Source organism: Streptomyces sp. NPDC058864 (genome assembly GCF_042742985.1).
In the GTDB taxonomy this organism is placed as follows: Bacteria; Actinomycetota; Actinomycetes; order Streptomycetales; family Streptomycetaceae; genus Actinacidiphila.
The window spans coordinates 12867-32995 of record NZ_JBHYMQ010000048.1 but is presented as its reverse complement, the minus strand read 5'-3'; the positions used below and the strand labels follow the sequence as shown (position 1 = coordinate 32995).

19 protein-coding genes and 1 tRNA gene are annotated in these 20129 nt (G+C 73.3%); 11 read left to right on the top strand and 9 right to left on the bottom strand.

What is annotated here, in order from left to right; all coding sequences use genetic code 11:
• The first annotated feature begins 42 nt into the window (after positions 1-42).
• The gene (locus tag ACFW3D_RS29085; protein WP_500508871.1) at positions 43-528 is read left to right on the top strand and encodes an SsgA family sporulation/cell division regulator; all 486 of its coding nucleotides are present in this window, start codon (positions 43-45) and stop codon (positions 526-528) included.
• Positions 529-566: 38 nt separating this feature from the next.
• On the opposite strand, the gene ACFW3D_RS29080 is transcribed toward ACFW3D_RS29085, so the two are convergent.
• Positions 567-1934: an FAD-binding oxidoreductase gene (locus ACFW3D_RS29080; protein WP_500508869.1), complete on the bottom strand. Its 1368-nt coding sequence runs from the start codon at positions 1932-1934 to the stop codon at positions 567-569.
• A 118-nt stretch (positions 1935-2052) separates the two neighbouring features.
• Between ACFW3D_RS29080 and ACFW3D_RS29075 the strand changes: the two genes are divergently transcribed.
• A complete protein-coding gene (locus tag ACFW3D_RS29075; RefSeq protein ID WP_500508868.1) occupies positions 2053-2451 on the top strand; it encodes a hypothetical protein in 399 nt (132 codons plus the stop codon).
• A gap of 74 nt (positions 2452-2525) precedes the next feature.
• Here ACFW3D_RS29075 and hppD read toward each other — a convergent pair whose 3' ends face one another.
• The gene (gene hppD, locus ACFW3D_RS29070) at positions 2526-3671 is read right to left on the bottom strand and encodes a 4-hydroxyphenylpyruvate dioxygenase (protein WP_500508866.1); all 1146 of its coding nucleotides are present in this window, start codon (positions 3669-3671) and stop codon (positions 2526-2528) included.
• 133 nt (positions 3672-3804) lie between these two features.
• Between hppD and ACFW3D_RS29065 the strand changes: the two genes are divergently transcribed.
• The 7 genes from ACFW3D_RS29065 to ACFW3D_RS29035 all read left to right on the top strand — a co-directional run bounded on the left by ACFW3D_RS29065 (position 3805) and on the right by ACFW3D_RS29035 (position 10071).
• Positions 3805-4281, top strand: a complete 477-nt coding sequence (locus ACFW3D_RS29065) for an Lrp/AsnC family transcriptional regulator (RefSeq protein WP_500508864.1) — start codon at positions 3805-3807, stop codon at positions 4279-4281.
• A gap of 26 nt (positions 4282-4307) precedes the next feature.
• On the top strand, positions 4308-4955 hold the full coding sequence (locus ACFW3D_RS29060) for an ABC transporter permease (protein WP_500508862.1): 648 nt from the start codon (positions 4308-4310) through the stop codon (positions 4953-4955).
• Positions 4948-6189, top strand: coding sequence for a betaine/proline/choline family ABC transporter ATP-binding protein (locus ACFW3D_RS29055; protein ID WP_500508861.1), 1242 nt, complete (start codon positions 4948-4950; stop codon positions 6187-6189). Before ACFW3D_RS29060 ends, ACFW3D_RS29055 begins: the two co-directional genes overlap by 8 nt.
• Positions 6186-7073 carry an ABC transporter permease gene (locus ACFW3D_RS29050; protein ID WP_500508859.1) on the top strand — a complete coding sequence of 296 codons (888 nt, stop codon included), beginning with the start codon at positions 6186-6188 and terminating at the stop codon, positions 7071-7073. The genes ACFW3D_RS29055 and ACFW3D_RS29050 overlap by 4 nt, the downstream gene beginning before the upstream one ends.
• Positions 7073-8044, top strand: a complete 972-nt coding sequence (locus tag ACFW3D_RS29045) for a glycine betaine ABC transporter substrate-binding protein (protein WP_500508857.1) — start codon at positions 7073-7075, stop codon at positions 8042-8044. Before ACFW3D_RS29050 ends, ACFW3D_RS29045 begins: the two co-directional genes overlap by 1 nt.
• 77 nt (positions 8045-8121) lie before the next feature.
• Positions 8122-8757 carry a helix-turn-helix domain-containing protein gene (locus ACFW3D_RS29040; protein WP_500508855.1) on the top strand — a complete coding sequence of 212 codons (636 nt, stop codon included), beginning with the start codon at positions 8122-8124 and terminating at the stop codon, positions 8755-8757.
• 24 nt (positions 8758-8781) lie between these two features.
• On the top strand, positions 8782-10071 hold the full coding sequence (locus ACFW3D_RS29035; protein WP_500508853.1) for an MFS transporter: 1290 nt from the start codon (positions 8782-8784) through the stop codon (positions 10069-10071).
• 9 nt (positions 10072-10080) lie between these two features.
• Here ACFW3D_RS29035 and ACFW3D_RS29030 read toward each other — a convergent pair whose 3' ends face one another.
• The 6 genes from ACFW3D_RS29030 to ACFW3D_RS29005 form a co-directional block, all read right to left on the bottom strand.
• Positions 10081-10869, bottom strand: a complete 789-nt coding sequence (locus ACFW3D_RS29030) for a S16 family serine protease (protein WP_500508851.1) — start codon at positions 10867-10869, stop codon at positions 10081-10083.
• Between the two features lie 69 nt (positions 10870-10938).
• Positions 10939-11604, bottom strand: coding sequence for an IclR family transcriptional regulator (locus ACFW3D_RS29025; RefSeq protein ID WP_500508849.1), 666 nt, complete (start codon positions 11602-11604; stop codon positions 10939-10941).
• A 328-nt stretch (positions 11605-11932) separates the two neighbouring features.
• Positions 11933-13741: a DEAD/DEAH box helicase gene (locus tag ACFW3D_RS29020; RefSeq protein ID WP_500508847.1), complete on the bottom strand. Its 1809-nt coding sequence runs from the start codon at positions 13739-13741 to the stop codon at positions 11933-11935.
• An 802-nt stretch (positions 13742-14543) separates the two neighbouring features.
• Complete coding sequence (locus ACFW3D_RS29015) at positions 14544-14933, bottom strand: type II toxin-antitoxin system death-on-curing family toxin (protein ID WP_500508844.1); 390 nt, start codon at positions 14931-14933, stop codon at positions 14544-14546.
• A gap of 1 nt (position 14934) precedes the next feature.
• Positions 14935-15135 (bottom strand): hypothetical protein, encoded by a 201-nt coding sequence (locus ACFW3D_RS29010; RefSeq protein ID WP_500508842.1) that lies wholly within the window; start codon positions 15133-15135, stop codon positions 14935-14937.
• Between the two features lie 31 nt (positions 15136-15166).
• Complete coding sequence (locus tag ACFW3D_RS29005; RefSeq protein WP_500508944.1) at positions 15167-16534, bottom strand: MFS transporter; 1368 nt, start codon at positions 16532-16534, stop codon at positions 15167-15169.
• Between the two features lie 144 nt (positions 16535-16678).
• Here ACFW3D_RS29005 and ACFW3D_RS29000 point away from each other — a divergent pair, with 144 nt between their 5' ends.
• On the top strand, positions 16679-17539 hold the full coding sequence (locus ACFW3D_RS29000; RefSeq protein WP_500508839.1) for an alpha/beta fold hydrolase: 861 nt from the start codon (positions 16679-16681) through the stop codon (positions 17537-17539).
• Between the two features lie 91 nt (positions 17540-17630).
• Positions 17631-17705, top strand: a tRNA-Cys gene (locus ACFW3D_RS28995).
• A gap of 53 nt (positions 17706-17758) precedes the next feature.
• Here ACFW3D_RS28995 and ACFW3D_RS28990 read toward each other — a convergent pair.
• A complete protein-coding gene (locus ACFW3D_RS28990; protein ID WP_500508836.1) occupies positions 17759-20095 on the bottom strand; it encodes a xanthine dehydrogenase family protein molybdopterin-binding subunit in 2337 nt (778 codons plus the stop codon).
• Positions 20096-20129 lie beyond the last annotated feature (34 nt).

Genomic DNA, 20129 nt, shown 5'->3' with positions numbered 1-20129 from the left:
CAGCACCGCCAGGGGCCTTCGCGCCGAGGAAAGGACGACGAGATGCACACCGTGGTCGAACGCGAACTGGAGATGCACCTGGTGCTGTCGCCCGAGCGCAGCATCGCCGTCCCGGCCAGGCTGGCCTACCGGGCCGAGGATCCCTTCGCCGTGCACATCACCTTCCACGTCGGCTCCAACTGCCCCGTCAACTGGACCTTCGCCCGGGAGCTGCTGGTCGAGGGGGTGTTCCGGCCGAGCGGGCACGGCGACGTACGGATCTGGCCGACCAAGACGGACGGGCGGAGCGTGATCTGCATGGCCCTCAGCTCGCCGGACGGCACCGCCCTGCTGGAGGCGTCCTCGCACCCGGTGGCCGCGTGGCTGGAGCGCACGCTGCGGGCGGTGCCGCCGGGGACGGAGCTGGACCACCTGTCCATGGACGAGCGGCTGGACGAGCTGCTGGCCCCGGCCGCCGGCGAGGGCACACGCGACGAACGCCGTGCGCGCGACCCCTGGCACGGCTCCGACGAGCCGCCGGACGCCTGAGGCGGGAACCCGCGGGGCCCGGCGGCCGGAGCCGGGGCTCAGAACACCTTGCCCGGGTTGAGGATGCCGAGCGGGTCGAAGACGTTCTTGATGCCGCGCTGCATCTCCACGCCCACCGGGCCGAGTTCGCGCGCCAGCCACTCCTTCTTCAGCACCCCCACGCCGTGCTCCCCGGTGATCGTGCCGCCGAGCTCCAGGCCGAGCGCCATGATCTCGTCGAAGGACTCGCGGGCCCGGCCGGACTCCTCGGGATCGGCGGCGTCGAAGCACACCACGGGGTGGGTGTTGCCGTCCCCGGCGTGCGCGCACACGCCGATCGTCAGGTCGTGCTTGCGGGCGATCGCCGCGACCCCGTCGAGCATCGCGGCGAGACTGCCGCGCGGCACGCACACGTCGTCGATCATCGTGGCCGTGGACACCCGCTCCAGCGCGGGCAGCGCCATCCGCCGTGCCTGCAGCAGCATTTCGGACTCGGCCGCGTCCTCGGCGGGCACCACCTGCGTCGCCCCGGCGGCCGTGCACAGCGCCCCCAGCGCGGCCAGGTCGGCGGCCGGGTCGGGGGTGTCGAAGGCGGCGAGCAGCAGCGCCTCGGTGGATCCGGGCAGCCCCATGCTGGTCATCTCGTTGACCGCGCGCACGGTCGTGCCGTCCATCAGTTCCAGCAGTGAGGGCACGTGGCCGCCGGCCATGATGTCGCAGACCGCCGCGCAGGCCGCCTCGGCCGAGGGGAACTCCGCCACCAGCGCCAACTGCTCGGGCGGGGCGGGCTTGAGCGCCAGCACGGCCCGCACCACGATGCCGAGGCTGCCCTCGGAGCCGACGAACAGCCGGGTCAGGTCGTATCCGGCGACGCCCTTGGCGGTGCGCCGGCCGGTGCGCAGCAGCCGCCCGTCGGCCAGGACGACCTCCAGGCCGAGCACGTACTCGGCGGTGACCCCGTACTTCACGCAGCACAGGCCGCCGGAGCCGGTGCCGATGTTGCCGCCGATGGTGCACTGCTCCCAGCTGGAGGGGTCCGGCGGGTAGTACAGGCCCCGCTCGGCGACGGCGCGGGACAGGGCGGCGTTGACGACGCCCGGCTCGACGACCGCGACACGGTCGACGGGGTCGATCTCCAGGATGCGGTCCATCTTGGTCAGGGAGAGCACGATGCAGCCGTCGGAGGCGTTGGCGGCGCCCGACAGGCCGGTTCGGGCCCCTTGCGGCACGACGGGCACCCGCAGGGCCGTGGCGGTCCGCATGACGTGCCGGACCTGCTCCACGGTGCGCGGCAGCACGACCACCGCGGGCGCTCCGGCCGGGCAGAAGCTGGCCATGTCGTTGGCGTAGGAGGCGGTGACGTCGGGATCGGCGAGGATGGCCTCGTCGGGGAGTCCGGCGCGCAGCCGGTCGATGAGATCGCCCATGCGTCCAGCTTCGCACCGCGGCGCCGCCCGGGGAAGATCACGTCACCGGGCGTCCGGCGGCGTTCTGAGTATCCGTACGGATGGTGGCGCGGGCGGGGGCGCGGCGAGGATGACCGCCGTGACGGACACGACGGATACGACGGACACCGGCGGCACGGCACAGGCGCGGCGGCGGCACGGCCGCAGGGTCGCCGTGCGCTGCGTGTGGGCGGTCGTGCTGCTCGCCCCGCCGGTGGTGCTGTGGGTCATGGGCGCCGTGGACGCGGCGCAGCACAAGAGCCCCACGGACTGGGTGGGCAACCACCGCACCAAGGTGGCGCTGGAGAACGCGGCGCTGCTCATCGCGGGCCTGCCGGCGGCGGGTGCGGTGGCAGGCGTGCTCGCCGGGGCGCTGCGGCGGCCGCCGCGCGCGGGGCTGTGGGCCGCGACGGGGGCGGTGCTGGGGGCGCTGGCGCTGTGGGCGTTCGGGGTCTGGGCGCTCGCGATGGCCCTGCGGAACTTCCGGATCGTCTTCTGACCACGGGCCGGCACCGGTCCACGCCCCTCCCCCGTGGAGGCATGGTCCGGCGCCGGAGTCCGCGGCATCGGCGATCAGAGGTTGCCGCGACGCTCCTGCTCGCGCTCGATCGCTTCGAAGAGCGCCTTGAAGTTGCCCTTGCCGAAGCCCATCGAACCGTGCCGCTCGATCATTTCGAAGAAGACGGTCGGGCGATCCTGGACAGGCTTGGTGAAGATCTGCAGCAGGTAGCCGTCTTCGTCCCGGTCTGCCAGGATCTTCAGCTCGCGCAGGGTGTCGATCGGGACGCGGGTGTCGCCGACCCACTCGCCGAGGGTGTCGTAGTAGGAGTCCGGGGTGTCGAGGAACTCGACGCCCGCGGCGCGCATGGCGCGGACCGAGGCGACGATGTCGTTGGTGGCGAGGGCGATGTGCTGGACGCCGGGGCCGCCGTAGAACTCCAGGTACTCGTCGATCTGGGACTTCTTCTTGGCGATCGCGGGCTCGTTGATGGGGAACTTGACCTTCAGCGTGCCGTCCGCGACGACCTTGGACATCAGGGCGGAGTACTCGGTGGCGATGTCGTCGCCGACGAACTCCTTCATGTTCGTGAAGCCCATGACGCGGTTGTAGAAGGTCACCCAGTCGTTCATCCTGCCGAGCTCGACGTTGCCGACGCAGTGGTCGATCGCCTGGAAGTAGCGCTTGGCCGGCGGCTCCACGATCGGCGCGGCGGCGACGTAGCCGGGCAGGTACGGGCCCTTGTAGGCGCCGCGCTCGACCAGGGTGTGGCGGGTCTGGCCGTAGGTGGCGATGGCGGCCAGCACGACGGTGCCGTACTCGTCGCCGACCTCGTGGGGCTCCTCCAGGCCGGTGGCGCCGTGCGCGAGGGCGTAGTCGTAGGCCGCACGGACGTCCGGCACCTCCAGGGCCAGGTCCACGACGCCGTCGCCGTGGGCGGCGACGTGCTCCTCCAGGAAGCGGCCGTGGTCGGTGGCGGCCTTGACGACGGAGGTGAAGACGAAGCGGGCGCTGCCGGACTCCAGGACGTAGGACGCGGTCTCGCGGCTGCCGTTCTCCGGTCCGGAGTAGGCCACGCGCTTCATGCCGAACGCGGTCGAGTAGTAGTGGGCGGCCTGCTTGGCGTTGCCCACCGCGAAGACGACCGCGTCCATTCCCTTGACCGGGAACGGGTCCGCGTCGCCGGGGGTGGGGGAAGTGTGATCCAGGGTCTCAGTCATGGCAGCAGCCTCGCCCGGCACCTCAAGGTGCGCAATAGTTTCCCGAACGACTGGACAACCTGCACAGCAGTGCACGGAAATCGGGCGGCATTCTGTGCACGGTGACCACCGTCACAGGAGGGACTGGGGTGCCATGGGTATCGACCGGCTGGACGGACGGCTGATCAAGCTGCTCGCCGAGGAACCGCGGATCGGCGTGCTGGAGGCCTCGCGCCGCCTGGGAGTGGCGCGCGGGACCGTGCAGGCACGGCTGGACCGGCTTCAGGCCAATGGGGTGATCCGCGGCTTCGGGCCGCAGGTGGACCCGGCCGCGCTGGGCTACCCGGTGACGGCCTTCGCGACGCTTGAGATCAAGCAGGGGCAAGGTCCGGACGTACGGGCGCATTTGGCCGGCGTCCCGGAGGTGCTGGAGTTGCACACCACGACCGGGCAGGGGGACATGCTGTGCCGGCTGGTGGCCCGCTCGAACGCCGATCTCCAACGTGTGATCGACCGGGTTGTGGGCTTTGATGGCATCGTGCGGGCCGCCACGGCGATCGTCATGGAGAACCCGGTCCCGTTGCGGATCATCCCGCTGGTCGAGCAGGCGGCACAGGACGCGGACACGTAGCCGAGGGACGGCAGGGGTGATGCCCGGTGAGCTTCTGGGAGTACCTCGCCAGCCGGCACGAACAGCTGCTGATCGACGCCTACCAGCAGGCCAGTCTGGTCTTCCAGTGCATGGTGCTGGCGACCGCGATCGGGGTGGGGATCGGGGTGCTCTCCTACCGGCGCGACTGGGCCGCGGGCCTGGCCGTCACCTCCACCGCCACGATCCTGACCATCCCGTCCCTGGCCCTGATCGGCCTGCTCATTCCCTGGCTGGGGCTCGGCGTCCCCCCGACGGTGACGGCGCTGACGCTGTACGGGCTGCTGCCGGTGGTCCGCAACGCGATCGTGGGACTGCGCGGGGTCGACCCGGCGCTGGTCGACGCGGCCCGGGGCATCGGCATGTCCCGGACGGCGGCACTCGTCCGCGTGGAGCTGCCGCTGGCGTGGCCGCCGGTCCTGACCGGCATCCGGGTGGCGACGCAGATGCTGATGGGCATCGCGGCGATCGCCGCGTACGCCTCCGGGCCGGGGCTCGGCAACGAGATCTTCCGCGGGATCGCCTCCCTGGGCGGCGCCAACGCGCTCAACCAGGTGCTGGCCGGGACCATCGGCATCGTCGTCCTGGCGCTGCTCTTCGACGCCTGCTACGTGCTGCTCGGGCGGCTCACCATCCCCCGGGGGATCCGTGGCTGAGGCGTCGGGCGCGACCATCGAGCTGGAGCAGCTGACCAAGCGCTACCCGGGCAGCGCGGAGCCGGCCGTGGACGGCGTGAGCATGGAGATCGGGGCCGGCGAGACGGTGATCTTCGTCGGGCCCTCCGGGTGCGGCAAGTCCACCACCCTGAAGATGATCAACCGGTTGATCGAGCCGACCTCGGGCCGCATCCGCATCGGCGGCGAGGACGTCACCCACATGGACCCGGTGAAGCTGCGCCGCAAGATCGGCTACGCGATCCAGTCCTCGGGGCTGTTCCCCCACATGACGGTGGCCGAGAACATCGCCCTCGTCCCCCGGATGGTGGGCTGGTCCAAGGCGCGGGTCCGCGACCGCGTCGAAGAGATGCTGGATCTGGTGGGGCTGGACCCGCGGGAGTTCCGGGGCCGCTACCCGCGCCAGCTGTCGGGCGGTCAGCAGCAGCGTGTCGGGGTGGCGCGGGCGCTGGCGGCCGACCCCCCGGTGCTGCTGATGGACGAGCCGTTCGGCGCCGTCGACCCGATCACCCGTGACCACCTCCAGGACGAACTGATCAGGCTGCAGCACGAACTGCACAAGACGATCGTCTTCGTCACCCATGACTTCGACGAGGCGATCAAGCTCGGGGACCGCATCGCGGTGCTGCGGGAGCGCTCGCACATCGCCCAGTTCGACACCCCCGAGGCGATCCTCACCAATCCGGCCGACGACTTCGTCTCCGGGTTCGTCGGCGCCGGAGCCGCCCTGAAGCGGCTCAACCTGACCCGGGTGCGGGACGTGGGCGTCGCCGACTTCCCCACGGTGCGCCTGGACGACCCGCTGCAGTCGATCTTCGATCGGCTGCGGGGGGCGACCACGACCAACGAACTGCTGCTGCTGGACCGCAGGGGCCGCCCCTACAAGTGGCTGCGGCGCGGCGACCTGATGCGCGCCAAGGGCTCGCTCGCCCGCGCCGGAACGCTGGTGGGCGACACCGTGACCCGCGACGCGACCCTGCGGGACGCCCTGGAGGCGGTGCTCACCGACAGCAGCGGCCGGGTCGCGGTGACCGGCCGGCGCGGCGAGTTCACCGGGGTGGTGGACATGGAGACGCTGCTCAACTCCGTGCACGAGCTGCTGGAGGAGGACCGGCTGGCGGCCCTGGAGCACCGTCACGACCTGGAGGAGCTGCGCGCCCCGCAGACCCGGGCCGAGCAGGAGGGCTCCGACCACGAACCGGGGGCACGGGCATGAGCCCCGCCGCCGGACCGCCGGACGGGACGGGTGGACCGGGCGGGCCCGCGACGGCTCCCGGCGCCGGGGGCGGCACCACGGGCCCCGCGCAGCCGGCGGCCGGTCAGGGCCCCGGCGACGAGCCGGCCCCGCCCGCCCCCGGGCCGCCGCGGCGGCTGACCTGGCGCCACCTGGTGGCCACCCCGGTCGTGCTGGCCCTCGTCCTGCTCGCCACCTATCTGTGGATCACCGGCATCACCCTCGACTCCATCGCCGAGAACGCCCTCGTCGGCGACACCGTCCGGGTGCGGCTGTGGCAGCACGTCAAGCTCACCGCGATCTCCACCTTCTGGGTGCTGGTCATCGCCGTCCCGCTCGGCATCGCGCTGACCCGGCGGCGGCTGCGCCCGGCCGCCCCGGTGGTCACGGCGATCGCCAACGTCGGACAGGCCACGCCGGCCATCGGGATGCTGGCGCTGCTGGTCATCTGGCTGGGCATCGGGCCCCGCACGGCGCTGGTCGGCATGGTGGTCTACGCCGTGCTGCCGGTGCTCTCCAACACCATGGCCGGACTGCGGGCCATCGACCCCACTCTGATCGAGGCCTCGCGCGGCATCGGGATGTCGGCGGCCGGGACGCTGTCCCGGATCGAACTGCCGCTGGCCGTACCGCTGATCCTGGCGGGCGTGCGCACCGCGCTGGTGCTCAACGTGGGCACCGCCACGCTCGCCACCTTCGTCGGCGGCGGAGGGCTCGGCGACATCATCACCACCGGGATCGTCACCCAGCGCATGCCGGTGCTCGTGCTGGGTTCGGTGCTCACCGTGGTGCTGGCCCTGCTGGTGGACTGGCTGGCGTCGCTGGCCGGGCAACTGCTGCGGCCGCACGGCCTGGAGACGGGCTGATGCGCCGCCGGGCGCTGGCCGCGGGCCTGCTGGTGCTGCTCGCCTGCGCCCCGGGCTGCGGGCTCAAGAGCGGCAGCCCGCTCGTCGACGACGTACGCCCCGGCTCCCTGGGGAAGGGCCTGCCGCTGAAGGGCGCCTCGCTCACGGTGACGTCCAAGAGCTTCAGCGAGCAGATCATCCTGGGCTCGATGATCGGCCTGGTCTTCAAGGCGGCCGGCGCGGAGGTGCTGGACCGCACCAACATCCAGGGTTCCATCGGGGCGCGCGAGGCGATCAAGTCCGGTGCCGCGGACGCCATGTACGAGTACACGGGCACCGCCTGGATCACCTACCTCGGCAACGACGAGCCCATCGCCGACCCGCAGGAGCAGTGGCGGGCCGTCCGCGACGCCGACCGCCGCAACGGCATCATCTGGCTGCGGCCGTCCACCCTGGACAACACCTACGCCCTCGCCATCAGCCGGGAGAAGAACCGCCCCTACGGGCTGCGGACGCTGTCCGACGTGGCCGCCCTGTCGCGGAAGGATCCGAAGGCCGTCACCCTCTGCGTGGAGAACGAGTTCGCCTCGCGGGACGACGGCCTGCCCGGCATGCAGAAGGCGTACGGCATGGACCTGCCCTCCTCCGGCATCCGCAAGATGGACACCGGGATCATCTACACCCAGATCGCCAAGCCGGGTTCCTGCCTGCTCGGCGAGGTCTATACGACCGACGGCCGGATCGCGTCCCTGGACCTGCAGGTCATGGAGGACGACAAGCACTTCTTCCCCAACTACGACGCTGCTCCGGTCGTCAACAGCGCGGCCCTGGACCGCTGGCCCGCCATCCGCGCCCTGCTCGACCCGCTGTCGGCGAGGCTGACCACCGACGTCGGCCGGGAGCTCAACGCGAAGGTGGACGTGGAGGGCGAGGACCCGCACGAGGTCGCCAAGGAGTGGCTGGTGAAGGAGGGCTTCATCACGGCCGGCTGAGCGGGGCCGGAAAAGAGCGCAAAGGTTCTTTGCAAAGAAGCATTGCAAAGAACCTTTGCGACTTCTACGGTGGGACCGTGCCAGACGAACCCACCGCCGACGCGGCCGACCCCGGCGTCATCAGCCTCGACCCGCGCACCCTGCGCGGCCTCGCGCACCCGCTGCGCATCCGGCTGCTCGCCGCGCTGCGCGAGTACGGGCCCGCCACCGCTTCCGGGCTGGCGGGCCGGCTCGGCGAGTCCAGCGGAGCCACGAGCTACCACCTGCGGCAACTGGCGGCGTACGGATTCGTGGAGGAGGAGCCGGGCCGCGGCACCGCACGCGAGCGCTGGTGGAAGGCCGCGCACCGGGGCACGCACTTCGACGCCGGGGGCTTCCTCGGCCACACCGACCCCGAAGTGCGCGCCGCGATCGGCCTGTTCGGGCGGGAGGTCGCCGCGCTCCACGCGGCGGAGCTGGAGACGTGGCTCGCCACCGTCGGCGACTGGTCCGAGGAGTGGCGCCGCAGCTTCGACCTCAGCGACTTCGCCCTGCGGCTCACCCCGGCCGGAGCCCGGGCCCTGCGCAGGGAACTGCACGCCGTGCTGGAGCGCTACCGGACCCCGGAGGGCTCGGAGCCGGGGAACGACCGGGACGCCGGGACCGCCGAAGACACCCTGGACGCCGCGCACGTCCGCGTCCACCTGCACGCCTTTCCGCGCCCCGCGGACTGACCATACCGACCACGGGGGACCTGCATGGAGACCGGAACCGACATATCCGAGGGCGCCGAGCGGGCCACCGGGGCCGCCCCGGCACCCGATCCGCGGCCGCTGCGGCTGGTGCTGGCTGCCAACATCGTTTCGATCAGCGGCAATTCGCTCACCGTGCTCGCCGTCCCGTGGTTCGTTCTGCAGACCACCGGCAGCGCCGCCCGCGCGGGTCTGGCGGCCTTCTGCGCGACCCTGCCGGTCGTGGTCTCCGCGCTCGCCGGGGGACCGGTCATCGACCGCTTCGGACGGCGCAGGTCCTCGGTTCTGTCGGACGCGGTGTGCGCGGTGGCCGTCGTGGCGATCCCGCTGCTCCACTTCGCGGGCGTGCTGCGGTTCTGGCAGCTGTGCGCGCTGATGGCCGTCAGCGGGCTCTTCCACGGCCCCGGCGAGACCGCGCGCGAGGTGCTGCTGCCCGTACTGGCCGAGCGGGCCGGAACGCCGCTGGCCCGCGCCGCGGGCTACTTCGACGGCGCCTCGCGCGGCGCCCGGATGCTGGGCGCCTCGGCCGCCGGCGTGCTCATCGCCGTCCTGGGCGCGGAGACGGTACTGCTGCTGGACGCGGCGACCTTCGCCGTCTCAGCGTCGCTGATCGCCTTCGGCGTCCGGGGGCTGCCGGGCGCCGAATCCCTCAAGACCGCGGCACCGGTCTCCCTGCGCACCTACCGGGCCGAACTGCGCGAGGGCTACGTCTTCCTGATCCGCTCCCGGCTGCTCCTCGCCATCACCTTGATGGTCATGGTCACCAACGGCCTCGACGCGGGCTGGAATTCGGTGCTTCTGCCGGTGCACGCGGAGCGGGAGCTCGGAGGCGCCGTCCAACTCGGCCTGCTGTCAGGCCTTTTTGGCGCCGGCGCGCTCGCCGGGGCGCTGCTGTACGGGGCGGTGGGCCACCGCCTGCCCCGGTGGCCGGTCTACACGCTGTGCTTCCTGCTGTGCGGCGCGCCCCGGTTCCTGGTGGCCGCGTGGGTGCCCGGGTGGGGCGGCCTGGCAGTGACCATGGTGGCCGGTGGCATCGCGGCGGGGGCCCTCAACCCAATCCTGGCGACGGTGACGTTCGAGCACGTCCCCGACGGGCTGCGCACCCGCGTCCTGGGCACCCTGGGCGCCGGGGTGCTGCTCACCACCCCCGTGGGTGGGCTCGGTGCGGGCTACCTGGTGGACGGCATCGGCCTGACCACCGCGCTGCTGCTGACCGGCGGGGCGTACTTCCTGGCGACCCTGTGCCCGCTGGTCTTCCCCTCCTGGCGCCGGATGGACGCCCGGCGGGGCACCTGAAGGCACCGCCTAGCAGCTGGGGACCTTGCCGCCGCTGTCGAGGGCGTCCAGGGCGTCGATCGCACCGTCGAGGGTGGTGACGGGCACCAGCCGCAGCCCCTTGGGGAGCTCGGCCCTAGCGTCGGCGCACTCGGCCTTGGGGACGAGGAAGACGGTCGCGCCGTCGCGCCGGGCGGCCTGCTCCTTGAGCGGGACGCCGCCGACCGGGCCGACCTTGCCGCCCGCGGTGATCGTCCCCGTACCGGCGATCCTGCGCCCGCCGGTGAGGTCGCCGCCGCGGCCGTTGCCCTCGATCTTGTCGATGATGCCCAGGCTGAACATCAGCCCCGCGCTGGGCCCGCCGACATCCGCGAGGTGGAGGTCGACCTTGACGTCCGAGGGGGACAGCCGCAGCTGCCGCAGGGCCGCGGCGGTGGCGTCCTGCTGGGACTCGGTCATCTCCGCCCGGTTGTGCTGCTCGATCTCCTTGACCGTGCCGCCGGTCGGGTAGACCGCGTCGCGCGGCATCACGGCCTGGTCCGTGGCGAACCAGGCCTTGAGGACGTCGGTGATGCGGACGGCCGCGTCCGGGTTGGTCGCCGCGATGGTCGTCATCCGCAGCTGGCCCGAGGTGTCACGGGTCGCGGTGCCGGTGATCGTGATCACCGGCTTGCCCTGGTCGTCGCCGAGGACGTCGGCCGTCAGCCCGGGCACGACGATCGAGATCGGCAGCGGGGCGAACAGGGCCACCGCCAGCAGCGCGGCCACGAGCGCGGCGCAGACGGCGAGGATCCGGTTCCGGGCGGAGGCGAAAGGCATGGGGTGAATGTAGTTCACGGCGGCGGCCCGGCGTGCCGGGGCCCGGACCGGCCCACCCCGCCGCGGCCGCTAGCGCAGGGCGTCGGCGACCTCCAGCGCCGCCTCGACGACCCGGGGACCCACCCGTTCGGGTATCACGTCGGCGAGCATCACCACGCCGACGCTGCCCTCGATGCCCGGCACGCCCACCAGCGGGGCCGCCGCGCCGCTCGCCCCCGCCTCCAGCTCGCCGTGGGTGAGGACGTAGCCGGGGCCCTCGGAGCAGCGCGGATCGGGCTCGTACGGCTGCACGCTGCGCCCGGCGAGGATCGCGCGGCCCGCGGCGCCGCGTTCCAGGGAGTGCCGGAAACCGGTGCGGTAGGCGACGTGGTAGTCGGTCCAGCTCGGCTCGACGACCGCCACGGCGAGCGCCTCCGTGCCGTCGACCAGGGTGAGGTGGGCGGTGGCCCCGATGTCCTCGGCGAGGGAGCGCAGGGCGGGGAGCGCGGCCTCGCGCAGCAGCGGGTGCACCTGGTGCGCCAGCCGCAGCACGCCGAGGCCGACCCGGGCCCGGCCGCCGAGGTCCCGGCGGACCAGGGAGTGCTGCTCCAGTGTGGCAAGGAGGCGGTAGACCACCGTACGGTTGACGCCCAGCTTCACCGCCAGCTCCGTGACGGTCAGTCCGTGGTCGGTGTCGGCCAACAGCTTCAGGACCCGCAGGCCCCGATCGAGCGTCTGAGAGGTCTCCGCGGTCACGACGCCCCCTTCTCGTGTGAGTGGCGGCTCATCTCTCACGTCGGGAGCGCTGCCGGACCCGCGGCAGAGCGCGGAGAGGCCACCGGTCTGGCGGTACCGGCTGGCGCCCCGAGGCTGCTCTGCCACGGCGCGTTGCGTGACCGGAACGGTAGCGATGCGTACCGCTCAGCGGAAGACTTCGTCCACAATCCGGTCACGTGACCGGAGTAGCGGGGGCACATGACGTAAATCTTCCGCGGAATCAGCTCTCGCACCGCAAGATTCACAGCGCCACTGACGTACCATCAGCACCCTGCGCGGGCACCGCGGATGAGCGGACGGCCGCCGCTCAGCGCATCCGCGTCGCCCACTCCTGGACCTTCTTGATGCGCTCGTTGAGCTGCCCCGCCGTCGCCTCCGCGCTCGGCGGGCCGCCGCACACCCGGCGCAGCTCGTTGTGGATGACGCCGTGCGGCTTGCCGCTCTGGTGGTTGTACGCGGCGACCATCGTGTTCAGCCGCTTGCGCAGCTCCAGCAGCTCCTTGTGCGTGACGATCGGCCGCCGCTCCGCGGGGAGTTCCAGCAGGTCCGCCTCACTGTCCGGCTTCTTCCTGCTGTGCGCGATCTGGCGGGCCTGCCGCTTCTGCAGCAGCAACTGCACCTGGTCCGGCTCGAGCAGGCCCGGAATGCCCAGGTAGTCCTGCTCCTCCTCGCTGCCCGGATGCGCCTGCATGCCGAACTCGGCGCCGTCGTAGAGCACCCGGTCGAAGACGGCGTCGGACTCCAGCGCCTCGAAGGGCAGCATGTCCTGCTCGCCGGTGTCCTCGTCCTGCTGCTTCTCGGCCTCCTCCAGCTCCTTCTCGGACTCCGCGTACGGGTCCTCCTCGCCCTCCTTCTTGGGCTTGTCGAGGGCGTGGTCCCGCTCCACCTCCATCTCGCCCGCGAATTCCAGCAGCATGGGGATGGTCGGCAGGAAGACCGAGGCCGTCTCGCCGCGCCGACGCGACCGCACGAAACGGCCCACCGCCTGCGCGAAGAACAACGGGGTGGAGATCGTCGTCGCGTAGACCCCGACGGCCAGCCGCGGGACGTCCACGCCCTCCGACACCATGCGGACGGCGACCATCCAGCGGTCGTCGCTCGCGCTGAACTCCTCGATCCGCGAGGACGCCCCGGTGTCGTCGGAGAGCACCACGGTCGCCTTGTGCCCCGTGATCTCCCGGATCAGCTTGGCGTACGCGCGGGCCGTGTCCTGGTCGGTGGCGATCACCAGCGCACCGGCGTCCGGAATGGACTTGCGGACCTCCGTCAGCCGCTGGTCGGCGGCGCGCAGCACGTTCGGGATCCACTCGCCGGTCGGCGCCAGCGCGGTCCGCCAGGCCTGCCCGATCGCGTCCCTGGTCATCGGCTCGCCGAGCCGCGCGGAGATCTCGTCGCCGGCCTTCGTGCGCCAGCGCATGTTGCCGCTGTAGGAGAGGAAGATCACAGGGCGCACGACGTGGTCGGCGAGCGCGTTGCCGTAGCCGTAGGTGTAGTCGGCGGAGGACCGGCGGATGCCGTCGTTGCCCTCCTCGTACGTCACGAACGGGATCGGGTTGGTGTCCGACCGGAACGGCGTCCCGGTCAGCGCCAGCCGCCTGGTCGCCGGCTCGAACGCCTCCAGGCACGCCTCGCCCCAGGAGCGGCTGTCGCCCGCGTGGTGGATCTCGTCGAGGATCACCAGCGTCTTGCGCTGCTCGCAGCGGTTGCGGTGCAGCATCGGGCGTACGCCGACACCCGCGTAGGTCACCGCGACCCCGTGGTAGTCCTTGCCGACCGGCCCCGCGCTGTACTCGGGGTCCAGTCTGATGCCTATCCGGGCCGCGGCCTCGGCCCACTGCTTCTTCAGGTGCTCGGTGGGTGCGACGACGGTGATCTGCTGCACGAGGTGGTTGTGGAGCAGGTACGAGGCCAGGGTGAGCGCGAAGGTCGTCTTGCCGGCACCGGGGGTCGCGACGGCCAGGAAGTCCCGTGGCTGCGTCGCGATGTACCGGTCCAGGGCACCCTGCTGCCAGGCACGCAGCTTCCCGGCCGTGCCCCAGGGGGCGCGGCCGGGGAAGGCGGGCGACAGGTGGTGCGAGTGCGAGTTGCTGGCGCTGTGCGGGGCGGTGGTAGTCACGGTCTCCGGTGACGGGTCGGGTACGACAACCGTCACAGCCTACTGGGGCGCCGTCCGTGCCTCGGGCCGCAGCACCGACCGGGCCCGTGGTCGCGGCCTGCGGTCGTGTGCGGGTGCGTTGCGCCTCCGGCGGGGCGGGGCGGGGTGCAGGGCGGGGCGGGGTGCAGGGGCCGGTTCAGCTGCTCGGCGTCGTCGGCTGCCCCGCCGTCTCGCGCCCTGCGGGCGCAGAGCGCCGGCTGCGGATGGGGAGGGTGGGCGGCCGGGACTTGTGGGCGTGTGCGGGTCGGCGCGTGGCCGGGTTCAGGCGCCGGAGCGGATTTCCTTTCCGGTTGCCTCGGGTCTCGTTGCCGTCCGCGGGTGCAGATGGCCGGTGACCACGCCTGCTGCCGGTGGTGGGCGCGCCCGCCGTTACCCGCGACTGCGGGTGATTCGGGGTGCTGCCGGGCGGTCGGCGGGAGATCGGGCCCGCTTTCACCGGCATGTTCGGCGGAACAGAGCCCGAAGTCGGGGAAGCACCCGCAGACGCAGGTCACGGCGGGCGCGCCACCCACCAAGGGTGGGCGTCGCAACCGGCCATCTGCACCCGCGGACGGCAACGAGACGGGAACCGTACGAACGACCGGCCCCGCTCAGGCGCCTGAACCCGAGCCGCCCACCGACCCGCACCGCGGTCAAGGAGGCCGGGCCCCACCCTCCCCTTCCGCAGCCCGCGTCTTTGCGCCCGCAGGGCGCGAGACGGCGGGGCAGCCGAACGTGGCCCACCGCTGGGGCGGGCGCACAAAAGACCCGGGAAAAGCCCCGCTCAGGCAGCGGCGAGGCGGGCCAGGGCGTGGCCGATCGCGGCGGGAGCGGAAACCTCCCCCGCCGCGACAGATACGACCAGGTCGTACGCCGCGTCCTGGTCGGCCGACCGCAGGTCGACCCCGTTCAGGCCCAGGAGGACCGCCGCCGCCAGCCACGCCGTCCGCTTGTTCCCGTCGACCAGGGGATGGTTCGCGGCGATCGCGTGCAGCAGCGCCCCCGCCGCCGCGAAGACGTCGTCCCCGTAGGCCTCGACGCCGAACATCCGCGCCCGCGGCCGGTGCACGGCCGACTCCAGCAGCCCGGGGGCGCGCACCGCGGGCGGTTCGCCGCCGCAGGCGAGGCGGGCGAGGTCGGTGACCTCGGCGAGGGTGAGGTGGCGCACGGTCACGTCACTCCCCCAGCCTGCGCAGCAGGTCCGCGTGGGCGGCGGCGTACGCCTCCCCCGCGGCGCGGACGCGCGCGGCCTCGGCCCCCTCGTACGCCCGTACCGCCGTGCGCACGAACTCCGCGACGGGCACGCCGTGCGCGTCGGCGAGGTCTGCCAGGGACTCCCACTCGGCGTCGGTGAAGACGACGGTCAGCTCTTTCACACCGGGACGGTAACCGCACGGCGCGCCCGCCTCACCCGGTTTTCGGGCGGAGCCGTGCCGCGACGCCGACGCCCGCGAGGGAGAGCACGGCCAGCGGGAGGAGGACGGCGGTGAAGGCGCCCGCCGCCCCGCCGAGGGCGGCGAAGACGGTGCCCGCGGCGGCGACGAGGACAACACTGGACAGGGCGTCGGAGACCTGGAGGGCGGCGGAGTTGGCGCCGGCCTCGGAGGGCGGCGAGAGCTTGAAGAGGATGACGCCCAGGGAGGAGATGACCAGGCCCGCGCCGAGGCCGCCCACGGCCCACGCGGCGGCCGCGCTCCAGGCGGGGGCGGCGTCCAGGAGCGGCAGGGCGGCTCCGGCGATCGCGGCGGCCATGAGGAACATGCCGAGGACGACCAGACGTTCGCGGTGGGGCTCGAAGCGGGGGCGGCCCTGGATCCAGGAGCCGATGCCCCAGGTGACACCTCCGCCGGCCAGGGAGAGCCCGGCGAGGGTCGGGGACATGTGCCGCTGCGTGACGAGCATCAGCGGGACGAAGCTCTCGGCGCCGAGGAACGTGCCGGAGGCCACACCGCGCAGCAGTACCACGGACGGCAGGCCGCGGGCCGCGCGGAAGGTGCCGCGGGGCAGCAGCCGCAGCGCGGACGGGACGACGAGCGCGGCGCCCGCCGCCGCGAAGAGCAGCGACAGCGGACGCAGGTCCTGTCCGGCGTACTGGAGCAGCCCGGCGCCGGCGGAGACGGCGAGCGCCAGGCCCAGCCGGCGGCGGTCGGGGGCCGCGCGGTCGTCCGGCGGCCGCTGCAGGGAGGTGCGGCGCAGCGCGGGCAGGCCGATGAGGAGCGGGAGCACGACGAGCACGGGGATGGCGAGGAAGACCCAGCGCCAGCCGAACTGCTCGGTGACCGTGCCGGCCACGAGCGGGCCGACGATGGACGGCAGCACCCAGGACGCGGCGAAGGCGGCCATCACCGCGGGCCGCAGGCGTTCGGGGTAGGCGAGGCCGACGACGACGTACAGGGCGACGATGACGAGCCCGCCGCCGATGCCCTGTACGGCGCGGCCCAGCACGAACGGCCACATGGACTGGGCGGTGCCGGAGACGACCAGCCCGGCCGCGAAGGCGCCGATGCCGGTGACCAGCGGCGCCAGCGGGCCGGTGCGGTCGGACCACTGGCCGCTGACGACCATCGCGAAGAGCGAGGTGGTGAAGTACCCCGAGAAGGCGAAGGCGTACAGCGGCAGCCCGTCCAGCTCGCGCGCGGCGACGGGCATGGCCGTGCCGACGGCGGTGGCCTCGAAGGCGATGAGCAGGACGACGGAGACCATCGCGAGGGTCAGCGCGCGGTAGCGGCTGCCCAGAACGGTGTCGGTGCCGGTGTCCTGCGCGGCGAGGGGCATGCCTGCATGGCCGGATACCGGCTCGGTGTCTACGGTGGTCACCACGACAGGGTAAGGGGTCAACCGGGCCCTTGCCCCTGGCACCCGGTCGGCCTTTCGGCCTAGGGCCGGGAGAAGCCGGCCCGGGCAGGGAAGGCGTAGGCCATGCCGCACTACACCTCGTACGACGGAACCGAGCTCGCCTACACGGACCGGGGCGAGGGGCCCGTACTGCTCGCCCTCGCCGGCGGCCCGGGACGGGACGCCGCCTATCTGGGCGACCTCGGCGGCCTGGACCGGGGCAGGCGCCTGGTGGTCCCGGACAGCCGGGGCACCGGGGACAGCCCACCGGCCGGCGACCCGCTCGCCTACTCCTTCCCGCGGCTCGCCCAGGACGTGGAGGCGCTGCGCCGGCACCTGGGCCTGGAGCGCTTCGTGCTGCTCGCGCACGACGCGGCCGCCGCGACCGCGCAGGCGTACGCCGCCGCCTACCCGGAGCGGCTGACGCACCTCGTGCTGGTCACCCCGGGCTCCCGGTTGCAGGGCGAGCTGCCCGACGACGCCCGGGAGATCTTCGAGAGCCGGGTCGGCGAGCCCTGGTGGCCGGAGGCGGTCGCCGCCCTCGCCGAACTGGAGAGCGCCGACGACCTCGACCGCGTCCGTACGCTGCTGCTCCAGGTCGCGCCGATGGCGTACGGCCGCTGGGACGGGCCCCAGCGCGCCCACGCCGCCGCCGAGGGCGGCCAGTTGCACCCGGTCCCCCGCGCCGGCTTCTGGCAGGGCCTGGACGAGCCGGCCCGGCTCGCCGTCCTGGCCCGGCTGCGCGAGGTGACCTGTCCGGTCCTGGTCGTCACCGGCGACCGCGACGCCGTCACCGGCATGCGCGCGGGCGAGGTCGTGGCGGCCTGCTTCCCGTACGCCCGGCTGCGCCCGCTGCACGCCGTCGGGCACTTCCCGTGGGTGGACGAACCCGAGTTGTTCCGCCCGGTGGTGGAGGAGTTCCTCGCCTTCCCCGGTGGTTCGTGAACGGCGTGTGGCAGTCCTGTTGCGGGCTCCCGGGAAGCGTTGACCGCCTCCCGGGGGCCGGGCCTATGGTCGGGGTACGTCGATGACGCAAGGCCGTGTGCCCGAGTGGTTCAGGGGCTCGACTGCAAATCGAGTTACGTGGGTTCGATTCCCGCCACGGCCTCCACACGAAGGGCCCGGTCCGCAGGGACCGGGCCCTTCGTCGTGGGTGGCGGTGGGTCAGGCCTGGGGGCGGGCCACCGCGTGCTGGGGGCGGATGGGGAGGCGGCTGACCGGGCGGCCGGTGGCCGCGCGGACGGCGGAGGCGACGGCGGCCGGGGAGACGACGACGGGGACCGCGCTGGCGGCCTTGGCGCCGAAGGGGGCGAGCACGTCGCGTTCCTCGATGAGCCGGACCACCCGGATCGCGGGCGCGTCGAGCGCGGTGGGCAGCGAATAGCCGGTCAGGTTGGGCCGCTTGATGACGCCGCGCGGCGCGCGGAGGTCCTCCATCAGGGCCATGCCGACGCCCTGGGTGACCCCGGCCTCGATGCGGGCCCGCAGCTGTGCGGGGTTGAGGATCCGGCCGACGTCCTGGGCGACGGCCATCTCCACGACCCGGACCGCGCCGAGTTCGATGTCGACGTCGACGACCGCGCGCACGGCGCAGAAGGCGAGGCCCACGAACGCGTCGCCCTGGCCGGTGTCGTCGAGCTTCTCGGTGGGGTGCGGGCGGCACTGGGCCGTGGCCCACAGTTCCTTGCCGGCCAGCTCCTCCTCGACGGTGGTGGAGAGCACCCCGTCGTACGAGGTGATCTTGCCGTCGGCGATGGAGAGCAGTTCCGCCGACATGCCGAACTTCCCGGCGAGCGGCTGCAGCAGCTGGGTGCGGACCATCTTGGCGGCGCGTTCGACGGCGCCCCCGGAGACCCAGGTGTGGCGGCCGCGGGCGGCGGCGCCGGCCGGGGGCTGGTCGGTGTCGGAGGGCAGCACGCGGACGTCCTCGACGCCGAGGACCTCCTGAACGATCTGGCGGGCGAGGGTGACGAAGCCCTGGCCGGTGTCGACGGCGGCGCAGATGACGGTGGCGGCGCCGTCGTGGACCCGCACGGTGGCGGTGGAGACCTCGTCGGTGCCCTCGGCGCCGAGCATGTGGACCATGCCGAGCGCGTAGCCCACGCCGCGGCGCACCGCGCCCGGTTCGCCCGCGCCCTCCAGGCCGCCGGGGAGCAGCCATTCGGACTCGTCGTCGTCGACCGGCAGCGGGGGCAGGTCGGTGTCGCGCACGGCCTTGAGCAGTTCGCCGACGGGCGCCGGGCAGGTGACCGTCTGCCCGGTGGGCAGCAGGTCGCCGGTGGCCATGACGTTGCGCATGCGGATCTCGGCCGGGTCCAGGCCGAGTTTGGCGGCGAGCTTGTCCATCTGGCCCTCGTAGGCCGCGCAGACCTGCATCGCGCCCTCGCCCCGGACGTGGCCGGAGGGCGGGTTGTTGGTGCGCACCGCCCAGCCCTCGACGAAGACGTGCGGGACGACGTAGGGGCCGGCCGCGAAGGACACGGCAGCGGCCAGCGCGTCGGCGGAGGTGTCGGCGTACGCGCCGGCGTCCAGCAGGACCTGGGCCTCGACCTTGACCAGCCGGCCCTCGGCGTCCGCGTGGTGGCGGTAGCGCAGCAGGGTCGGGTGGCGGTGGCTGTGGCTGAGGAAGGACTCCTCGCGGGTGGCCACGAACTTCACCGGGCAGCCGGTCTTCAGCGCGAGCAGCCCGAGCGGGATCTGCACCCCGGAGTCCTCGCGGTCGCCCATCGCGCCGGGCACTCCGGTGACGACGACCTTGACCCGGTCCTGCTCCAGCCCGAAGCAGGCGGCGGCCAGGTCGCGGTCGGTGTGCGGGTCGGTGGAGGCGACGTAGAGCTCCACGCCGCCGTCGGGGCGTGGCACGGCGAGACCGGCCTCGGCGCCGACCGGGGCCGGGTCCTGGCGGCCCACCCGGTACAGGCCCTCGACGATGACCTCGCCGACCGCGTCCGGGTCGCCGAACTGCAGCGGGATGTGCCGGATCAGGTTGCCGTCGGGGTGCAGCGGGGGCGCGGAGAAGGCCCGTTCCGGGTCGATGACGGGCTCCAGGACCTCGTACTCGACGTGGATGGCGGCGGCGGCGAGCCGGGCGGTGTCGGGGTGGTCGGCGGCCACGGCGGCGATGGCCTCGCCGTGGTGCCGGACGGTGTCCTTGGCGAAGACCGGGCGGTCGGCGACGCGGCGGCCGTGCATGGCGTCGCCCGGGACGTCCTCGTGGGTGACCACGGCCCGGACGCCGGGCAGCGCGGCGGCCTCCGTCGTATCGACGGACAGGATCCGGGCGTGCGGGTGCGGGGAGCGCAGCACGGCCGCCCACAGCAGGCCCTCGGCCCACAGGTCGGCGGCGTACGGATAGGTGCCCTGGGCCTTGGCGAGGCCGTCGGTGGCCGGCAGGGAGGTGCCGATGCCGTGCGGCGCGGACTGCTGCTCGGCGGCGACGGACGCGACCGTCGCGGGGGTGCCCACGGCCGGGGTGGCCGTCGCGGCGTCGGGGCCCGTCATCGCGCGTACCTTTCGCTGCCGCGAGGGGGGAGGT